Source organism: Pedobacter sp. GQ55, from assembly GCF_059758925.1.
In genome coordinates this window covers 614,501-632,433 of the sequence record NZ_JCAXEI010000002.1, presented here as the reverse complement: position 1 = coordinate 632,433, position 17,933 = coordinate 614,501, and the positions used below count along the sequence as shown (strand labels likewise).

General features: G+C 38.1%; 10 protein-coding genes. All 10 read left to right on the top strand.

All coding sequences use genetic code 11. The annotated features are described in order from the left end of the window. Positions 1 to 22 precede the first annotated feature (22 nt). The 10 genes from AC6CH7_RS07610 (at position 23) to AC6CH7_RS07565 (ending at position 17,933) form a co-directional block, all read left to right on the top strand. Positions 23 to 1,792, top strand: coding sequence for a cellulase family glycosylhydrolase (locus tag AC6CH7_RS07610; RefSeq protein ID WP_498262105.1), 1,770 nt, complete (start codon positions 23 to 25; stop codon positions 1,790 to 1,792). A gap of 14 nt (positions 1,793 to 1,806) precedes the next feature. Next, a complete protein-coding gene (locus AC6CH7_RS07605) occupies positions 1,807 to 2,976 on the top strand; it encodes a multiheme c-type cytochrome (RefSeq protein ID WP_498262104.1) in 1,170 nt (389 codons plus the stop codon). A 66-nt stretch (positions 2,977 to 3,042) separates the two neighbouring features. Beyond that, complete coding sequence (locus tag AC6CH7_RS07600) at positions 3,043 to 3,624, top strand: sigma-70 family RNA polymerase sigma factor (protein ID WP_498262103.1); 582 nt, start codon at positions 3,043 to 3,045, stop codon at positions 3,622 to 3,624. Between the two features lie 72 nt (positions 3,625 to 3,696). Continuing rightward, a complete protein-coding gene (locus AC6CH7_RS07595) occupies positions 3,697 to 4,749 on the top strand; it encodes a FecR family protein (RefSeq protein WP_498262102.1) in 1,053 nt (350 codons plus the stop codon). A 165-nt stretch (positions 4,750 to 4,914) separates the two neighbouring features. Continuing rightward, on the top strand, positions 4,915 to 8,478 hold the full coding sequence (locus AC6CH7_RS07590; protein ID WP_498262101.1) for a SusC/RagA family TonB-linked outer membrane protein: 3,564 nt from the start codon (positions 4,915 to 4,917) through the stop codon (positions 8,476 to 8,478). A 20-nt stretch (positions 8,479 to 8,498) separates the two neighbouring features. Beyond that, positions 8,499 to 10,289, top strand: coding sequence for a RagB/SusD family nutrient uptake outer membrane protein (locus AC6CH7_RS07585; RefSeq protein WP_498262100.1), 1,791 nt, complete (start codon positions 8,499 to 8,501; stop codon positions 10,287 to 10,289). Between the two features lie 20 nt (positions 10,290 to 10,309). Next, complete coding sequence (locus AC6CH7_RS07580) at positions 10,310 to 11,431, top strand: acyltransferase family protein (protein WP_498262099.1); 1,122 nt, start codon at positions 10,310 to 10,312, stop codon at positions 11,429 to 11,431. A 12-nt stretch (positions 11,432 to 11,443) separates the two neighbouring features. Beyond that, the gene (locus tag AC6CH7_RS07575) at positions 11,444 to 13,972 is read left to right on the top strand and encodes a family 20 glycosylhydrolase (RefSeq protein ID WP_498262098.1); all 2,529 of its coding nucleotides are present in this window, start codon (positions 11,444 to 11,446) and stop codon (positions 13,970 to 13,972) included. Positions 13,973 to 14,110: 138 nt separating this feature from the next. Further along, positions 14,111 to 16,477, top strand: coding sequence for a DUF1549 domain-containing protein (locus AC6CH7_RS07570; protein WP_498262097.1), 2,367 nt, complete (start codon positions 14,111 to 14,113; stop codon positions 16,475 to 16,477). Positions 16,478 to 16,514: 37 nt separating this feature from the next. Then, on the top strand, positions 16,515 to 17,933 hold the full coding sequence (locus AC6CH7_RS07565) for a DUF1501 domain-containing protein (RefSeq protein ID WP_498262096.1): 1,419 nt from the start codon (positions 16,515 to 16,517) through the stop codon (positions 17,931 to 17,933).

The following is a 17,933-nucleotide window of genomic DNA, read 5'->3' as shown; positions in this document are numbered from 1 at the left end:
ACATTTAACTTATACTCTTTTTATGTTTCAAAAATTAACATTGGTCAGGCTATTTTCTGTAATAGCGGTAGCTGTTTTGTATTCTACATCTGGTTTGGCGCAAGGCTTTTTAAAAGCAGATGGAAAGAAGATTGTAAATGAAAAGGGCGAGAATGTATTATTAAGAGGTGTTGGTCTTGGGGGATGGATGCTTCAGGAGGGTTATATGCTAAAAATAAATAAAGAAGGTCAGCAATATCGTATTCGGGAAAGAATTGAAGAGTTAATGGGGGTCAGACAAACTCAGGAATTTTATGACCTGTGGCTTGCCAATCATACAAGAAAGATTGATGTCGATTCAATGAAAGCATGGGGCTTTAATTCAATCAGGTTACCAATGCATTATAACCTCTATACATTACCTATTGAAAAAGAATCTGTGAAGGGACAAAATACCTGGCTTGACAAAGGGTTTGCGATGACAGATTCTTTACTTTCATGGTGCAAGGCAAATCAGATGTATTTAATTTTAGATCTTCATGCAGCACCTGGTGGACAGGGAAATGATTTAAATATTTCAGATCGGGACCCCTCAAAACCGTCACTATGGGATAGTCAGGCTAATCAGGAAAAAACGATTGCTTTATGGAGGAAGTTAGCAGAGCGATATGCTAATGAGCCTTGGATTGGAGCATATGATATAATAAACGAGCCTAACTGGGGGTTTGAAGACCTTGCAAAAGATAAGAATGGGATAAACGAAAAAAAGAATGAGCCATTAAAGAAATTGATGATTGATATTACAAAAGCAATAAGAGAGGTTGATAAAAAACACATTATTATAATTGAAGGTAATGGTTGGGGTAATAATTATAATGGTATTCTCCCTCAGTGGGACAATAATATGGTTCTAAGCTTTCATAAATACTGGAGCTATAATGATCAGGCATCGGCGGAAAATATGATCAAGACAAGAGATCAGTATAATATTCCTGTTTGGTTAGGTGAGACAGGAGAGAATTCAAATGTCTGGTTTACGGAGGCCATTCGCTTATTTGAAACCAATAATATTGGTTGGGCATGGTGGCCACTAAAGAAAGTAGGAGCTAACAATCCAATGGAAATAAAATCTAACCTGAACTATAATGATGTTGTAGGTTATATTAATGGAAATGGAAATAAACCTAAAGAAAGTAATGTTTATAGTGGTTTAATGGAACTTGCTACATATGCAAGACTTGAAAATACTATTATTCATTATGATGTAATTGACGCAATGATACGTCAGCCTTTTTCTGAAGAAACCAAACCTTTTAAAAAGCATATTGTTGGAGAAACCTCTATTGTGAATGCAGTTGATTATGATTTGGGCAGAAATGGTGTTGCTTATTTTGATAAAGACACGGCAGACTACCACGTCTCTACCGGAAAATATACGGCAGGAAACAAAGGAAGGGTTTATAGAAATGATGGGGTAGATATTGCAAAAGACAGTACCAAATATGAATCTTATTATGTTAATAATATTGAATCAGGAGAGTGGCTTCAGTATACTGTTGACGTAGAGAAAAAAGGAATATATACTATTAAATTAAATGTGGCCTCTGATAACACGAAAGGAAGGATTTCTTTAGCATCTAATGGAGTCTCAATCGCAGAAGAGATTAAGGTATCCAACACCGGAGGATTAAAAACTTTTAAAACAATAGAAGTAAAGAATATTCCACTCAAAGCAGGAAAACAAAGTATAAAGATTTTGGCAGATACAGGTTATTTTAATTTTAATTACCTTCAATTTATTAGACAAATGTAATTGCAAATTAAATTATGAAGCGTAAAGGACGTTTACTCCTTGTGTTCAGTATCATAGCTGTTTTGGTGATTCTATTCTCCCAATGTATGGATACCTCCAAGAATATAAAAGCAACAGAAACATCCATTGCAGGTGCAAAAACATGTGTCCAATGTCATAAAGATGTTTCCAATTCTTATTTAAATGATGCTCATTATGCTGCTTCAAGCCCGGTAGAAACTAATAATCAGATCAACCTAGGTGCAGATTATGTTTATGAGTATGATAAAAACTTAAAAGTTGCCATAGAAAAAAGAGATAGTGGTACCTATCAGGTGGTTTATTTTAATGGCAAAGAAGATCTGGCTAAAAGATTTGATATTGCTATTGGCTCAGGTAAAAATGCTTATACCTATGCCTCATGGAGAGGGAATATATTAAGACAACTCCCGCTCTCTTTTTTTAAGCAAATAAATGGATGGGCTAACAGTCCGGGTCTGCGAACAAGCAGCCCGGATTTTGGAAGAATAATAGACTCACGGTGCTTAGAGTGTCATAGCTCCTTTATAGAAAGTAACAAGGCAAATAGTGGCAGTTTAATTGTTTCTCACGAAATGTTGAAATCCTCCCTTGTTTATGGAATTGATTGTGAGCGCTGCCATGGGCCAGCAGGTAAACATGTCGAATTCCATTTAAAAAATCCTGATGAGAAGGAAGCTAAATTTATGGTGCTTTACAAAACACTTACCAGGAAACAAAGAGTTGATGCATGTGGTATCTGTCATTCCGGTAATGATGCCGAATTACTGAAATCTACATTTTCTTTTAAACCAGGAGAGGATATTAAACAATATTACGCGCATGTTTCATCTTCTCAGGAATCCCAGCTCGATGTTCATGGCCAGCAAAACCAGATGCTAGAGGGGAGTAAATGTTTTACTAAAAGTAATTCGCTAGAATGTTCAACATGTCATAGCCCCCACGATCAGAACAAAGGAAGCTTAACATTGTATTCAAAAAAATGTATAAGTTGTCACGCCACCATAAAGCATACACAGAAAACATTGGAAAACGCTATGGTAAAAACCAATTGTATTGATTGTCATATGCCTTTAAAACCTTCCAAGGCAATTAGCTTTCAACAAGCTGGCATGTCAGAAGTAAGCCCGTATATGCTTAGGTCACACCGCATAACAATATATTAAGTGTAAAAATTTTGTGTCACGATTTGAATTATATTGTTAAATTTGTTTTAAGCAGACATTAAATTCATGGATTACAGGCTCTTATCTGATGACGAATTAATTGTTCTTTTCAAAGGAAGTTGCCAGCATGCGTTTAAGGAAATGTATTTACGGTACTGGCAAAAGGTATATCTGGTCGCTTATAAGAAAGTACACCATAAAGAACTTGCCGAAGAGTTAACACAAAATCTCTTTGTAGAACTATGGAGACGAAGGGAAACAGTAATAATAAATTCACTGGGGGCTTATCTTTTCGGGAGTTTAAAGTATTGTATCATCAATCACTACAAATCATTATTAGTTCAGGAAAACTATCACAATTACGTAAAGGCTTCTGCGAACTATGGAGTAGTAAATAATGCCGATTATCTATTGATGCTTAATGAACTCTCTGATGCACTGGCAAGAGGGATTGCACTGCTTCCAAAAAAAACTGCCGAGGTATTCAGAATGAGCCGAATTGAACACCGCTCGGTTAAAGATATATCTGAGCAGCTTCATATATCCGAAAAAGCAGTTGAATATCACATTACCCAATCACTTAAATCAATTCGGTTTTATCTTAAAGAGTACCTGTTTCTATTGGTTGCTTTTATTATGTTTCTATAAAATTCATTTTTTTTAAAAATTATTTTAGGGATAAGGGCTACTTAGCTTACATATAGTTTAAAGGCTATAAAAATGAGCAGAGAAGCATTTCATCTATTACTGGAAAGATACCTGCAAAACAGGTGTACAGATGAAGAAAAGGAAATAATTGAAAAATGGTATGGAATGCTTGATAAGCATGACATGGAAGATATTGCCCCAACCCAAATAAGTGCATTGGAGCAGAAACTGTGGGACAGAATACATGAAAGTGCCATCACAGAAGATGAAACTCCTGTTCGTAAGCTTAAACCTGAGCGCAAACTATCTAGAGCTTTAATAACTGCTGTTGCGGCCGTAATTTCAGGCTTTGTAATTATTATCGCCTATATATTCTTTAGAGTAGACAGTAAAAAACCTGAATTCATTGTTGCTGCAATTGCAAACAATATTAATTCTATTTCAAATAATACTGCTATACCCATGGTAGTTAGTTTGGAAGACGGAAGTGCTGTTACCTTGCAACCAAAATCTTTATTGAAGTATCCTAAACATTTTTCCAAAACTCTTCGTGAAGTCACACTTGAGGGAGAAGGCTTTTTTGAGATCAGTAAAAACCCAACTAGACCATTTCTGGTATACAACAGCAATGTAATTACAAGAGTTGTAGGAACCAGCTTTATCGTAAAAACAAATAGTACAGCAAGCGAAACCGAAGTAACGGTTAAAACAGGAAAAGTAATTGTTTCTCCAAACTCAGAGAGCCTTTCCTTTAAAATAGATGACCTCTTAAAATCAGGTAAAGGGGTGGTACTTACCCCAAATCAGAAAACTGTATATAGCGCCTCCGAAAATACATTTGCAACCACACTTGTTGATAAACCTTTACCAATAGCAAAAAATAATAAACAGCCTATAAAAGAGAGCTATTCCTTTAATGATAGCCGTGTTGCCGATGTACTAAATCAGCTTCAAAAATCATATGGGATTGAATTTATTGTGGAAGACAAAGAATTGTACAACTATACATTTACCGGCGACCTCTCCGAACAAAACTTATACAGCCAGTTAGATTTTCTATGTGAATCTATTCAGGCAACCTACCAGGTAAAAGAAACTAAAATAATCATCAAAGAAAAAAAATAAAACCTAAAAATCAACCAGAACTAAAAACCTAACCAAACCATCTTATGAAGAAAAGAGAATTTTACTAACCAAATGATCAAAAAAAAACTGACAATGTTGCGGGACATTGCCAGTTAAGAATTCTGTACGAAAAGTTTCATATTAACGAACAAAACTCCTAAAGTTATGAAAAAAAAGCGATTTGTTGCTTTAATAAAAACAGCAATGAGGATATCTATAGCCCAAATATTTCTTGTAGTTCTATTCACATGTGGTGCAGCAGCAAAAAATGCCGGTGCTCAGGGAATATTGAATAAAGAAATTTCCATCAGCATTAATGATGCTAAGATAACCGAGATATTAAATGAAATTCAAAACCAAACAAAAGTTAAATTTATTTATAGTCCGTCGGTAATTAAGTCTGAGCGAAAAACATCGGCAAACTATACCAAGAAACGGCTTGGAGACATCCTTGACGAGACATTAAATCCACTAAGTATCTTCTATAAGGTAATTGACAATAGAATTATTTTGTACGATAAAGATATGTCTAAGAAGATTCATGAACCCAATACCAATAAGGCTCCTCTTCCAATTAAAGGTAAGGTAACTTCAACAAAAGGTGAAACATTGCCAGGAGTAAGTGTCAAAGTAAAAGGTACTACAACAGCTACTATTACAGATGTAAATGGAAATTTTGCCATTAGTGTACCTGATGCTAATTCTGTTTTAGTTTTCTCTTATATCGGTTTTACATCAAAAGAAGTTCCGGTTAATGGCCAGAGCACTTTAAGTGTTCAACTTTTCGAGGAAGAAACTTCACTAGGCGAAGTTGTTGTTCTCGGATACTCAACACAAAAGAAAAAGGATCTTACAGGAGCTGTTTCTGTGGTGAATGTTGCCGACATGATTAAGCAACCCAGCCCATCCATAAATAACCTCTTGCAAGGGCAGGCCTCTGGGGTTACCATTTTGGGGTCCGGACAACCTGGAGAAGAACCTCAGGTGCGTATCAGGGGAGTAAATACTTTTGGTAATAACAATCCACTTTATGTGGTTGATGGTGTTCCAACGCTCAATGTAGCCGATATTAATCCGAATGATATAGAATCGATGCAAGTATTAAAAGATGCAGGATCGGCTTCAATATACGGATCGCGTGCGGCAAATGGGGTTATTGTAATCAGTACTAAAAAAGGCAAGGATAAAGTAAAGGTACAATACGATACCTATTATGGCACACAACGGCCTAAAACAGGAAACGTTTGGAATATTTTGTCGCCACAGGAAATGGCAAATCTGAAAAGACTTGCTGAAACAAATACGGGAGAAACTGAATTTGATGATCCACTATACGGAAATGGTCCAACCTACGTATTGCCTGATTATATCTATCCACTAGGAGCTAAAGAGGGAGATCCATCTGTAAATCCATCCTTGTATAATGTAAAACCATTATTTACCTCTGATGAAGAGTACAATAACTTTTACAGAATTAATAGAGCAAATAAAGCAGGAACGAACTGGTATGATGAAATATTTAATCCGGCGCCAATAACCAGTCAGAACATCTCTGTAAGTGGCGGTTCAGATCAGGGGAGCTATCTTTTCTCCGCAAATTATTTCAATCAGAAAGGAACACTCGATAGAACTTATCTAAAAAGATACACCGTGCGTTCTAATACTCAATATAACATTGGGAAATATGTTAGAGTTGGAGAGAACTTGGCTTATACCATTACAAATAATCCTAAAATAGACGGACTTAGTGGTGATAATGCGATAGGGCATGCTTTTAGAGAGCAACCTATTATTCCTGTATATGATATCATGGGGAATTTCGCAGGTGGTTATGGTGGGAAATTGGGTGATGCCTATAATCCAGTGGCCATGTTGTATCGTACTAAAGATAATAAGGCAACAGATAACAGGTTATTTGGAAATATCTTTGCAGAAGCAGATATTCTGCCTTTTTTAACACTTAGAACTGCATTTGGTGCCGATTCATTTTCAGGTGCATCCAGATCATTTGTTTTTCCTCAATATGAAAATGCAGAGAATACAACTAGTAACAGTTATGCGGAATCTTCAAATACTGGACTAGAATACACCTGGACAAATACCTTATCATTTAACAAAACTTTTAACCTACATAGTTTAAAGGTATTGGTAGGAACTGAGTACAACAAGAACCGGTATAGCACTATGAGCGGAAGTAACAAAGGTTATTTCTCATTTGATCCCGATTATACAAACCTTTCGAATGGTAGCGGCCCAATGGAAACCGTTAGTGAAAGAACCGCTGATGCCTTGTTCTCACTAATAGGACGTGTTGATTATGCATTTAATGATAAATACCTTATCGGAGCTACTATCCGTAGAGATGGTTCATCTAAATTCCTGAAAAACACTTATGGAGTTTTTCCTGCGGTAAGTGCCGCCTGGAGGATTTCGAAAGAAAGCTTTTTATCTGATGTGAAATGGATCACGGATCTTAAAATAAGAGGTGGCTGGGGTATTATGGGTAACCAGGTAAATGTTTCCGGTGCCAACTCCTTTACAACATTTGGTAGTTCAATTGGCCAGTCTTATTACGCAATAGGTGGCGGAAATGCTGTAGTTGCAGGATTTTTTCAAAATCAAACCGGAAATCCGGATGCCAAATGGGAGAAAAATGTAAACTCGAACTTTGGTTTTGATGCAACATTATTTGGTGGTGGTATAGAGATCTCTGCTGATTATTACCAAAAAAATGTTCGTGACCTTTTGTACAATCCGGAAATGATAGGAACTGTTGGCGCTGCTACTGTACCATTTGTTAACATAGCCCAAATGAAAAACGATGGTTTCGATATTTCATTAACCGGTCATAAAGATGTAGGAAGCGACCTTAAACTTAATGCCACCGCTACAATTACTACCTACCGTAATGAGATAAAAAAAGTATCTGGAGATGTAGATTATTACGATGTAGATTCAAGAAGATTTGATGGTAGTCGTATTATTCGTAATGCTGTAGGACACTCAGTTAGTGAATTCTTTGGTTATAAAATAGCGGGATTCTGGAATTCGGACACAGAAATTGAAGCTGCAAATACAAAAGCCCAAGCTGTTACTGGTGATCCAAATACTGTTTATCAGGATGATGTTAAAGCTGGCAGGTTTAAATACGCAGATGTAAATGGTGACGGAATGATTACAGCAGATGACAGAACCTTTCTAGGTAATGCAAATCCGGATTTCAGTTACGGGCTTAATCTTGGCGCCAGCTTTAAAAACTTCGACTTTAGTGCTTTCTTTTATGGTGTTCAAGGTAATTCGATTTGGAATCAGGTAAAATGGTGGACAGATTTTGTGCCTTCTTTTGGTGGGGCAAAAAGCCACATAGCTCTTTATGACTCATGGACACCCTCGCATCAGAATGCAAAGGCACCAATACAGGAAACAACCCAATCTTTCAGCACAAACAGTGTCCCTAATTCTTATTTCGTAGAAAAAGGATCATACCTGAGACTTAAAAACGTACAAATAGGTTATACGCTTGCTGCCAATAAGCTTCAAAAGTTGGGTGTAAATAGGCTAAGGGTTTATATCTCAGCGGCCAATTTATTTACAGTAACAAAATATTCAGGGGTGGATCCGGAAGTCGGAACCTCAAGTGAAACAGGGCAGCAAACAGCTTACGGGGTTGATGATGGTTCTTATCCAAGTCAACGGACTTTTTTACTGGGTTTAAATTTACAGTTTTAATTACCTAACGGTTTAAGAAAATGAAAAGATCAACATATATATTATTAGCTGTGCTGTTGTTTACAGGACAACTATTTTATTCTTGTAAAAAGGCTTTAATACAGCCGCCTCTCGGCTCATTATCAGAAGAGCTTGTTGCTAACAAAAACGGTGTAAATGGATTGCTAATTGGCGCTTATGCCGCTTTAGATGGTATGCAAGGTGGGGATGTTGCATTGGGTGGGGGCGATGCCTGGCAAGCCTCGCCTTCGAACTGGGTTTTTGGCTCTGTTGTAGGTGGCGATGCTTCGAAAGGAAGCGACGGCGCAGATCAGCCGGCTATTGATCCAATTGCCAATTTTTACTCAGGAGCAACCAATGCTTTTTATGATGGCAAATGGAAAGCATTATACGAAGGCGTAACACGTACAAATAATGTTTTAAAGCTGATGGCAAAAGCTACAGATTTGAGCGAAGCCGAACGTAAAAGTATTGGCGCTCAGGCACGTTTTTTACGTGGGCACTATTATTTTGAATTAAAAAAGATGTGGAATATGGTTCCCTGGATTGATGAAACCACAACTAATTTTAATCAGCCTAACAATGTGGATATATGGCCACAAATTACAGATGATTTGAAGTATGCTTATGATAATTTGCTTCCTGCTCAATCAGAAATGGGAAGGGCAAATAAGTGGGCTGCGGGTGCATATCTTGCCAAGGCTTACTTGTACCAGCATAAATATGAGCTGGCCAAACCTGTATTTGATGCGGTTATTTCACAAGGCCAAACCAGTTCAGGTTTAAAATATGATCTGAATAAGAATTTTGAAGACAACTGGTTGCCAAGCAGGGAAAATAATCCGGAAGCAGTTTTTGTAATCCAAATGGCTGCAAATGCAGATCCAACAGGGCCTTCAAATGCCAATAATGGTGATATGCTTAATTTCCCTTATGGGGATGGAAGCCCTTTTAGCTGCTGCGGATTCTTCCAGCCGTCAATAGATTTGGTAAACCATTTTAGGACAAACCCGGCTACAGGATTGCCATACTTAACAACCTTTAATAGTTTTCCTGTAAAAACAGATATGGGAGTAGAGGCTGGTCAGAATTTCACACCAGATGAAGGAACACTTGACCCGCGTTTGGATTGGACTGCCGGTCGTCGCGGTATACCTTATCACGACTGGGGAATTTATCCTGGTAAACCATGGGCAAGAGACCAAAGTTATGGCGGTCCATATGGACCAAAAAAGAACGTTTACTGGAGTGCAACTGCAGATAGCGATGGAGATCAGGGTACCTGGGCACCGGGAACGGCCGTTAACTATTCCATTATCCGTTTTGCAGATGTGCTTTTAATGGCTGCTGAATGTGAGGCACAAGTTGGAAGTTTAGGTAAAGCTCAGGAATACGTAAACAGGGTTAGGGTAAGGGCTGCGGATCATGAAAGCTGGCTTTTTAAATATAAAGATGATGAAGACCCGTCCGCGGGATTCTCTGATGAGCCAGCGGCAAATTACAAAATCAATGAATATCCAGCAGGAAATTTTACAAGTCAGGGTAAAGATTATGCCTTAAAAGCGATCTATTATGAAAGGAAAATAGAGCTGGCAATGGAAGGCCACCGCTTCTTTGATTTGGTGCGTTGGGGTATAGCCGATCAGGAATTAAATGCCTATTTTAGCTATCAGGGAAAAATTACATCTGACGTGAGGAATGGTAAGTTTGTTAAGGGCAAGAATGATTATTACCCAATACCACAGCGCCAGATAGACTTAAGCCAATCTAATGGTGCGCCGGTTCTAAAACAGAACCCAGGATATAATTAATCTGAACATAACCTAAAACAATGAACCAACCACAACGTTTTTTATCACTCGATGTATTTCGGGGCATGACAGTCTGTTTCATGATTATCGTGAACACACCCGGTAGCGGAGCAGAACCTTTTGCCATGCTGAACCACGCAGCATGGCACGGTTTTACACCAACCGATCTGGTATTCCCATCCTTCTTATTTGCTGTAGGAAATGCCATGAGTTTTTCTATGAAAAAGTTTACCCAGATGGAAAATTCAGCAGTATTGGCAAAAATATTTAAGCGTACACTGTTAATATTTTTCATAGGATATCTAATGTATTGGTTTCCTTTTTTCAGTTACAATGAAGGTGGAGGCATTAGTTTCTCGCCTATAGCGAATACGCGAATTTTAGGTGTTTTGCAGCGAATAGCGCTTTGTTATGGTATTGCGTCTTTGCTAATCCATTACCTGAGCACCAGAAGTGTAATCGTTATCAGCCTATTGTTTTTGATTGGCTATTGGGTGGCCTTGTTATTATTTGGCGATGCGACGGATCCATTTAGTATGACAGGAAATGCTGGCCAATACCTTGATTTATATGTGTTAGGAGATAAGCATATGTATCACGGCGAAGGTATAGCTTTTGATCCGGAAGGGATATTGAGTACCATACCTTCATGTGTAAACGTGATTATCGGATATTTTGCCGGTAAATTCATACAAGAAAAAGGAAAAGGATTTGAAACAATTTCGAAACTATTACTTGCCGGTGGCCTGTTAATATTAATAGCCATATGCCTTAACCCGGTATTTCCTATAAACAAAAAGTTGTGGACAAGTTCTTTTGTGTTGGTTACCTGTGGTTTGGATCTGGTAATTATTGCTGCTCTAATTTATGTTATAGAAGTAAAATCCCATACAAAATGGACAAGTTTTTTTACAGTTTTTGGGAAAAATCCGTTGTTCATTTACATTGTTTCAGAGGTGTTGTTAACCATCATAGGGGTGATCGTTCCTGGTTTAGATTTTAAGGAATGGATTAGTACTAAGTTTTTTCAGGTTATCGCACCCGGTCCTGTTGGTTCATTGCTTTTTGCAATTTGTTTTATGCTTACCTGTTGGCTGGTAGGCTATATACTCGATAAAAGAAAAATATACATACGCGTTTAGTTATCAAACAAAATGAAGAAATTCTGTATTCTAATTGCACTGCTTTTTAGTGGTTTAATAAATGCTTATGCACAATCGGCATCGCCATTTAAGATTAGTGACCTCCACATTACCAGAGAGGTCTTGAATAATATTGATGACAAGACCTTATCAGTATTAACCATTATTAATAATGGGAAACAAACATTACCTGCCGGGGGGTGGAGTATTTACTTTAACTCCAGACCTATGGAGGTTACCGGTGCCGACAGTCTTAGTGCTCAAATAAGACATGTAAATGGAGACTTATTTCGTTTGTATCCCTTAAAAGGTTTTGCTGCTTTAAAATCTGGTGCATCAAAAAAGATTCAAGTGCTCTCAACGGAGGTTAAAAATATTACAGACCTCTCATCAGGTTTTTATCTGGTGTGGGACAAAACCCCATCCAAAGGATATAATATCAATCATACAGATATAAATCCGGCTCAGCAGGTTGAAAAAGTAGAGGCTGAAGTGGCGGCTCATGCATTTAGCCAAAACAAACACATACAGGATATTCCTTTTGATAAACTGCCCAAAGTTTTTCCAACTCCTGTGTCATATAAAGAACAAGAGGGATCATTTAAACTAACCCCCGGAGTTTCAATAATAAGCGAAATGGAATTTGAGAAAGAGGCCGATCTATTTGCCGATGAATTATCAGCTATACTAGGTAAAAGACCTTCTTTTGTTCAACCGCCGGCTAAAAACACAATTGTAATTAAAAAAGGAAACGTAAGCGGTAGTGAGTCCTATAAACTAAGTGTTACACCAGAAAGTATAGTTGTAACTGCTGCTGAACCAGCAGGTGCATTTTATGGTATACAATCTTTAAAGACTTTATTCCCTTCCATATCTTGGGGAGCAATCCAAAAGGAAATTGCAGTACCTGCGGTCGAGATTGAGGATGCTCCCCGGTTTGGATTCAGGGGATTCATGATGGATGTAGGACGAAATTTTCAATCTAAAAAGGAGGTGTTGAAAGTTTTGGACGTGATGGCGCTTTATAAAATGAATGTACTTCACTTTCATTTAAATGATGATGAAGGTTGGCGATTGGAGATTGAAGGTTTGCCTGAACTAACAACAGTAGGCTCACAACGCGGTCATACTATTGATGATGGTAAAAATATTCTCCCATCGTACGGATCTGGATCTGATGTAGGTGTAAATTCTGGAAGCGGATTTTACACACGATCAGATTTTATTGAGATCCTTAAATATGCTACTGCAAGGCATATTCGCGTGATACCTGAGATTGAAACCCCAGGCCATGCCAGAGCCGCCATTAAGTCTATGGATGCCAGGTACGAAAGATTAATGAAAGCGGGTAAAAAGGAAGAAGCAGGGCGGTATTTGTTACGAGATTTGAATGATAAATCAATATATGAATCTGTTCAGGGATGGAATGATAATGTAATCAATGTGGCGCTACCATCAGCATATAATTTTCTTGAAAAAGTGGTTGATGAAATACGCATTATGTACACAGAAGCCAATGCACCATTGGCAACAATACACTTTGGTGGCGATGAAGTCCCGCCAGGAGTATGGGAAAAATCTCCTGCTGTAGCAAACTTGTTAAAAACGGATATTTCAATTAAAGGAGTTGATGAAATGTGGTATTACTATTTCAACAAGGTCAATAATATGCTTAAGGCAAAGCAATTGTATTTGTCGGGCTGGGAAGAAATAGGACTAAGAAAAGCACTGGTAAATGGAGAAAAGAAGATGGTGCTTGATGATCGTTTTGCTAAAGAGAATTTTCATGCCGATGTTTGGAATAACCTAAGTGGTAATGAGGATCTTGCCTATAAATTAGCTAATGCAGGATATAAAGTTGTACTCACTTGCGTTACAAATCTTTACCTGGATCTGGCGACCAACAAAAGTTTTAATGAAACCGGTCAGTATTGGGGTGGTTATGTTGGTGTAGATAAACCATATTATTTTGTTCCTTATGAACTATTCAAAAATTTAAAAGAAGATGAAAGTGGTAATCCTATTGATAAAAAGACATTGGAGGGGAAAACCACACTTACTGACATTGGAAAATCAAACATTGTGGGCATACAGTCGCCTTTGTGGAGTGAAATTATTAAAACCCCGGAAAGATTTGAATACATGCTTTTGCCAAAGTTGTTTGGTGTAGCTGAAAGAGCTTGGGCAAAAGATCCTGAATGGGCTACTGAAACAGATTCCCTAAAAAGTAAGGCAATGTATAACAAGGATTGGTCTGAATTTGTAAATATTATTGGCAAAAGAGAAATACCAAGGCTAAATCATTATTCCGGTGGTTATAATTATCGTATTCCAACTCCAGGGGTGGCAATTGAAAATGGTAGGGTGACTGCAAATGTGCAATTGCCTGGTTTTGTAATTCGATATACAACAGATGGAACAGAGCCGACAATAAATAGTAGTATTTACAAATCAGCTATTGATATAAAGGGAACAATACAATTAAAAGTATTTAATACCGAAGGCAAATCTGGGCGTTCGGTTAAAGTGCAAAATAAATAGGAAAGACAAGACAGTACAGGTTGCTTGTTAACTATTATAATTGGATATTTAATCAAGTTATGAGATTTTCGAAAGGCAGAATATTTATTCTGCCTTTCGAAAAATTCATTTTTTTGAGACCAAATATAAAATCTAATTATGTTACAGCACATAGCATTCTGGCTTTGGGATTTTTTAGGCCATCTGCATCCTTTAGCAGTGCATTTTCCTGTAGCGCTGCTTTTATTTGCTGCTATACTGGAGCTATTCACTTTAAAAAACTTTAACTCAAAATTACGTTCAGGTATTGATGCCCTCCTTATTGCAGGATCCCTTGGCGCCATTATTTCTGCTGCTTTGGGGTGGTTGCTGTATCGGGATGGAGATTATAGCGGCGATGTTTTAACGATGCACCAATGGATTGGATTTACAACTGCCGCACTTGGCGTTTTAACGCTTGCTTTTCTCTATCAAATCCGAAAAAAGGACAAGTTTAAACAAATTAAAGTTTACCGGGGCTTATTGTTTTCAACAGCAATAGGTGTTTCTGTAGCCGGACACTTTGGGGCTAATTTAACGCACGGAAGCGATTTCCTCTCCGGCACATTACCCTGGAGCAAGGATTATGAAACAAAGGGCTCAGATAATTTTAGTCTTGTTGCTTTAAAAAGTGATACGGTTAAACTTACAAAGAAGCAGGAAATAGAATTAAATACAGAAGTAAGGGCTATACTTGCGCATAACTGTTATAAGTGCCATGGTTCAGAAAAAGTAAAAGGAGATTTAAGGCTTGACGGGAAACACGTCGCTTTTAAGGGTGGTGAGAATGGACCTGTTATAGTGCCTGGAAATCCTCAGGAAAGTGAAATGTTTAGGCGTATTTCTTTACCTGCAGATCATAAAGATGTAATGCCCTCCAAAGGGAAAAAACTGCCTGAAAAAGATATTGAAATAGTTCGTTTTTGGATAAAAAAAGGAGCCCCGTGGCCAGATGACGGTACAAAGCAAAACGTTTTCAGAGTGGCTAAACTTGAACCTCGAAACCCTGTTCTCCCTGCACCATCAAATAATTTATCTAATCCTGTTGATTTATGGACGAACCAATATTTTGCTAAAAACAAGATTAAGTGGCCTTCATTGGTCGATGATCGTACCTATTTAAGAAGGATTTACCTTGATATCATTGGTCTATTACCTAGCCCGACCGATTTGGAATCATTTTCAAAAGATACAAGACCAGATAAAAGAGCCTTGTGGGTTAAAAAACTATTGAGTCTTGATAACGACTATGCATTGCATTGGCTAAGTTTCTGGAATGATGCTTTAAGAAACGATTATTCGGGAACCGGATACATTACAGGGGGTCGTTTCAATATTACTGATTGGTTGTTCAAGTCATTAAAAACGAATAAACCTTATGATCAGTTTGTAAAAGAATTAATTAGCCCTTCCGAAGAGTCAAAAGGGTTTATAGAAGGTATAAAATGGCGTGGAGTTGTTAATGCCAGTCAAAGAACAGAAATGCAGGCAGCTCAAAATGTTTCGCAGGTATTTTTAGGTCTTAATCTGAAGTGCGCTTCTTGTCACAACAGTTTTATCAGCGATTTAAAGCTGGATGATGCTTATGCTTTTGCCAATATTTTTGCAGATACAACGCTGGAAATTAATCGTTGTGATAAACCAACCGGAAAATATGTAGATGCCAGGATGCTTTGGAAAGAACTTGGTACTATAGACCACAAAGCCCCCGTTAAGGAGAAACGGAAACAGTTAGCCGAAAACCTAATTAAACCAGAAGATGGGCGACTTTATCGTACTATAATAAACCGGATTTGGTCGCAACTTATGGGACGTGGTTTAGTTGAACCAGTTGATGTTATGGACAATGAGCCATGGAGTCAAGATTTACTAGATTGGATGGCATTTAATTTTGTTGCCAACAAAGCTGATTTAAAAGAGCTGATTTATCAGATTACCACATCCAATACCTATCAACTCCCTTCGGTAGGTTTTAAAGAAGTGGCCCAGGTTAGCAACCCGAACTATAAATTTAAAGGAATGGTACGTAAAAGAATGTCGGCCGAACAGTTTACTGATGCTGTAAGCAGCGTGATAACTCCTGTTTTTGCAGATTCAAACATCAGATATAACCCTCAAATTAAGCCATCCTTTATTCGGGCTTCTTTGGTGGCAAACAATAGTTTCCTTACTGCTTTAGGTAGACCAAACCGAGAAACAGTAGCCACGAGCAGAGATTCACAAGCCAATTTGCTGCAGGCTCTTGAACTTACCAATGGCTGGAGGTTTAATTCCGTGCTTAAAAGTGGTGCCGAGCATTGGAAAACAAATTTTAAAAATACCGATTTGCTCATTAAAGATATATATCTAAAAACTTTAAGCAGGGAGCCGGTTCAGAAAGAAATTAAAATAGCCAAACAGGCTCTTGGCAAATCTCCTGGTGTGGATGCTATTCAGGATTTATTCTGGGCGATGGTACTGCTGCCCGAATTTCAGATTATCTACTAACCCGAATTATGCTTAAACTAACTATAATCTTAAAAAGATGAATTGGAATAGAAGAGATTTTTTGAAGAATACAAGCGCAGCAACTTTAGCTGCTATGGCAGCAGGTATTCCTCTTACCAATTTGCTGTCCTCATGCAATTCAAAAAGTAACCATGCAACTGCAGATACTGTTATTTTATTATGGATGGCAGGAGGGATGGCCCATACCGATACTTTTGACCCAAAGAAATATACACCCTTTTCCAAAGGTATGCAGGCAAATAGCGTATTGAGTACCTTTAAATCTGTACCGACCATTTTAGATGGGATTAACTTTTCTGAAGGATTGCAATCTATTGGAAATGTAATGGATAAAGGAACATTGATTCGGTCGTATGTAGCCGCTGATATGGGACATATTTTACATTCACGACATCAGTATCACTGGCATACTTGCTATAAACCGCCTCAATCCGTTTCGGCTCCTCACCTTGGATCTTGGATTGCAAAAGAATTAGGCCCATTAAATCCGGTAATTCCTGCTTTTATAGATATAGGGCAGCGATTTACCCTTGGCGAGGCAGAAGAGTTGAAGGCTTTTCATACTGCAGGGTTTCTAGGTAATGAGTTTGGCCCGTTTTTAATACCCGATCCATCTGCCGGATTAGAAAGCGTGCAGCCACCTGTGGGCATGTCCTCAAGCAGATTTGAAAAACGAAACAAACTGTACTACGATCTCATCAGTAAAAGTCCAATGGGTGAGTATGGCAGTGATTATCAAAAGGAATCCCTAAAAAGATCCATGGAACAAGCATATATCCTGTTAAAATCGCCCGAGGCCAAAGCTTTTGACTTGAGCCAGGAGCCTAAAGAAATATATGATATTTACAACACAGGAAAATTTGGGTTAGGCTGTCTTATGGCACGCAGGCTTACAGAGCAAGGGGCGCGTTTTATTAGTGTAACTACCGAATATGAGCCATTTAAAGGTTGGGATACCCACGACAATGGTTATACTCGTCTGATAGAGATGAAAAAGCAAATAGATGGCCCGGTAGCACAGTTAGTGAAAGATTTAGAGAAGTGTGGACGATTAGATCGTACCCTGGTTATTTTAGCAAGCGAATTTAGCAGAGATATGATGGTTGAGGGACGTCCTGATGCAAAAGTACAGGAGCAGGTAGAACAGCCGGATATTATACAAGATATAAAAAACTATGGCATGCACCGTCATTTTACTGATGGCTGTTCGATGCTAATGTTTGGTGGGGGTATAAAAAAGGGGAGTGTATACGGTAAAACTGCGGATGAAAGACCGTGTAAAACGATAGAAAATCCCATAGTCATAGATCAGATTCACCAAAGCATTTATCATGCACTTGGGATTGCTCCAGATACTAATTATTTGGTCGAAAAAAGGCCGTTTTATACCACCCCAGACGGTTTAGGTAAGCCCGTAATGGATCTGTTTTCCTGA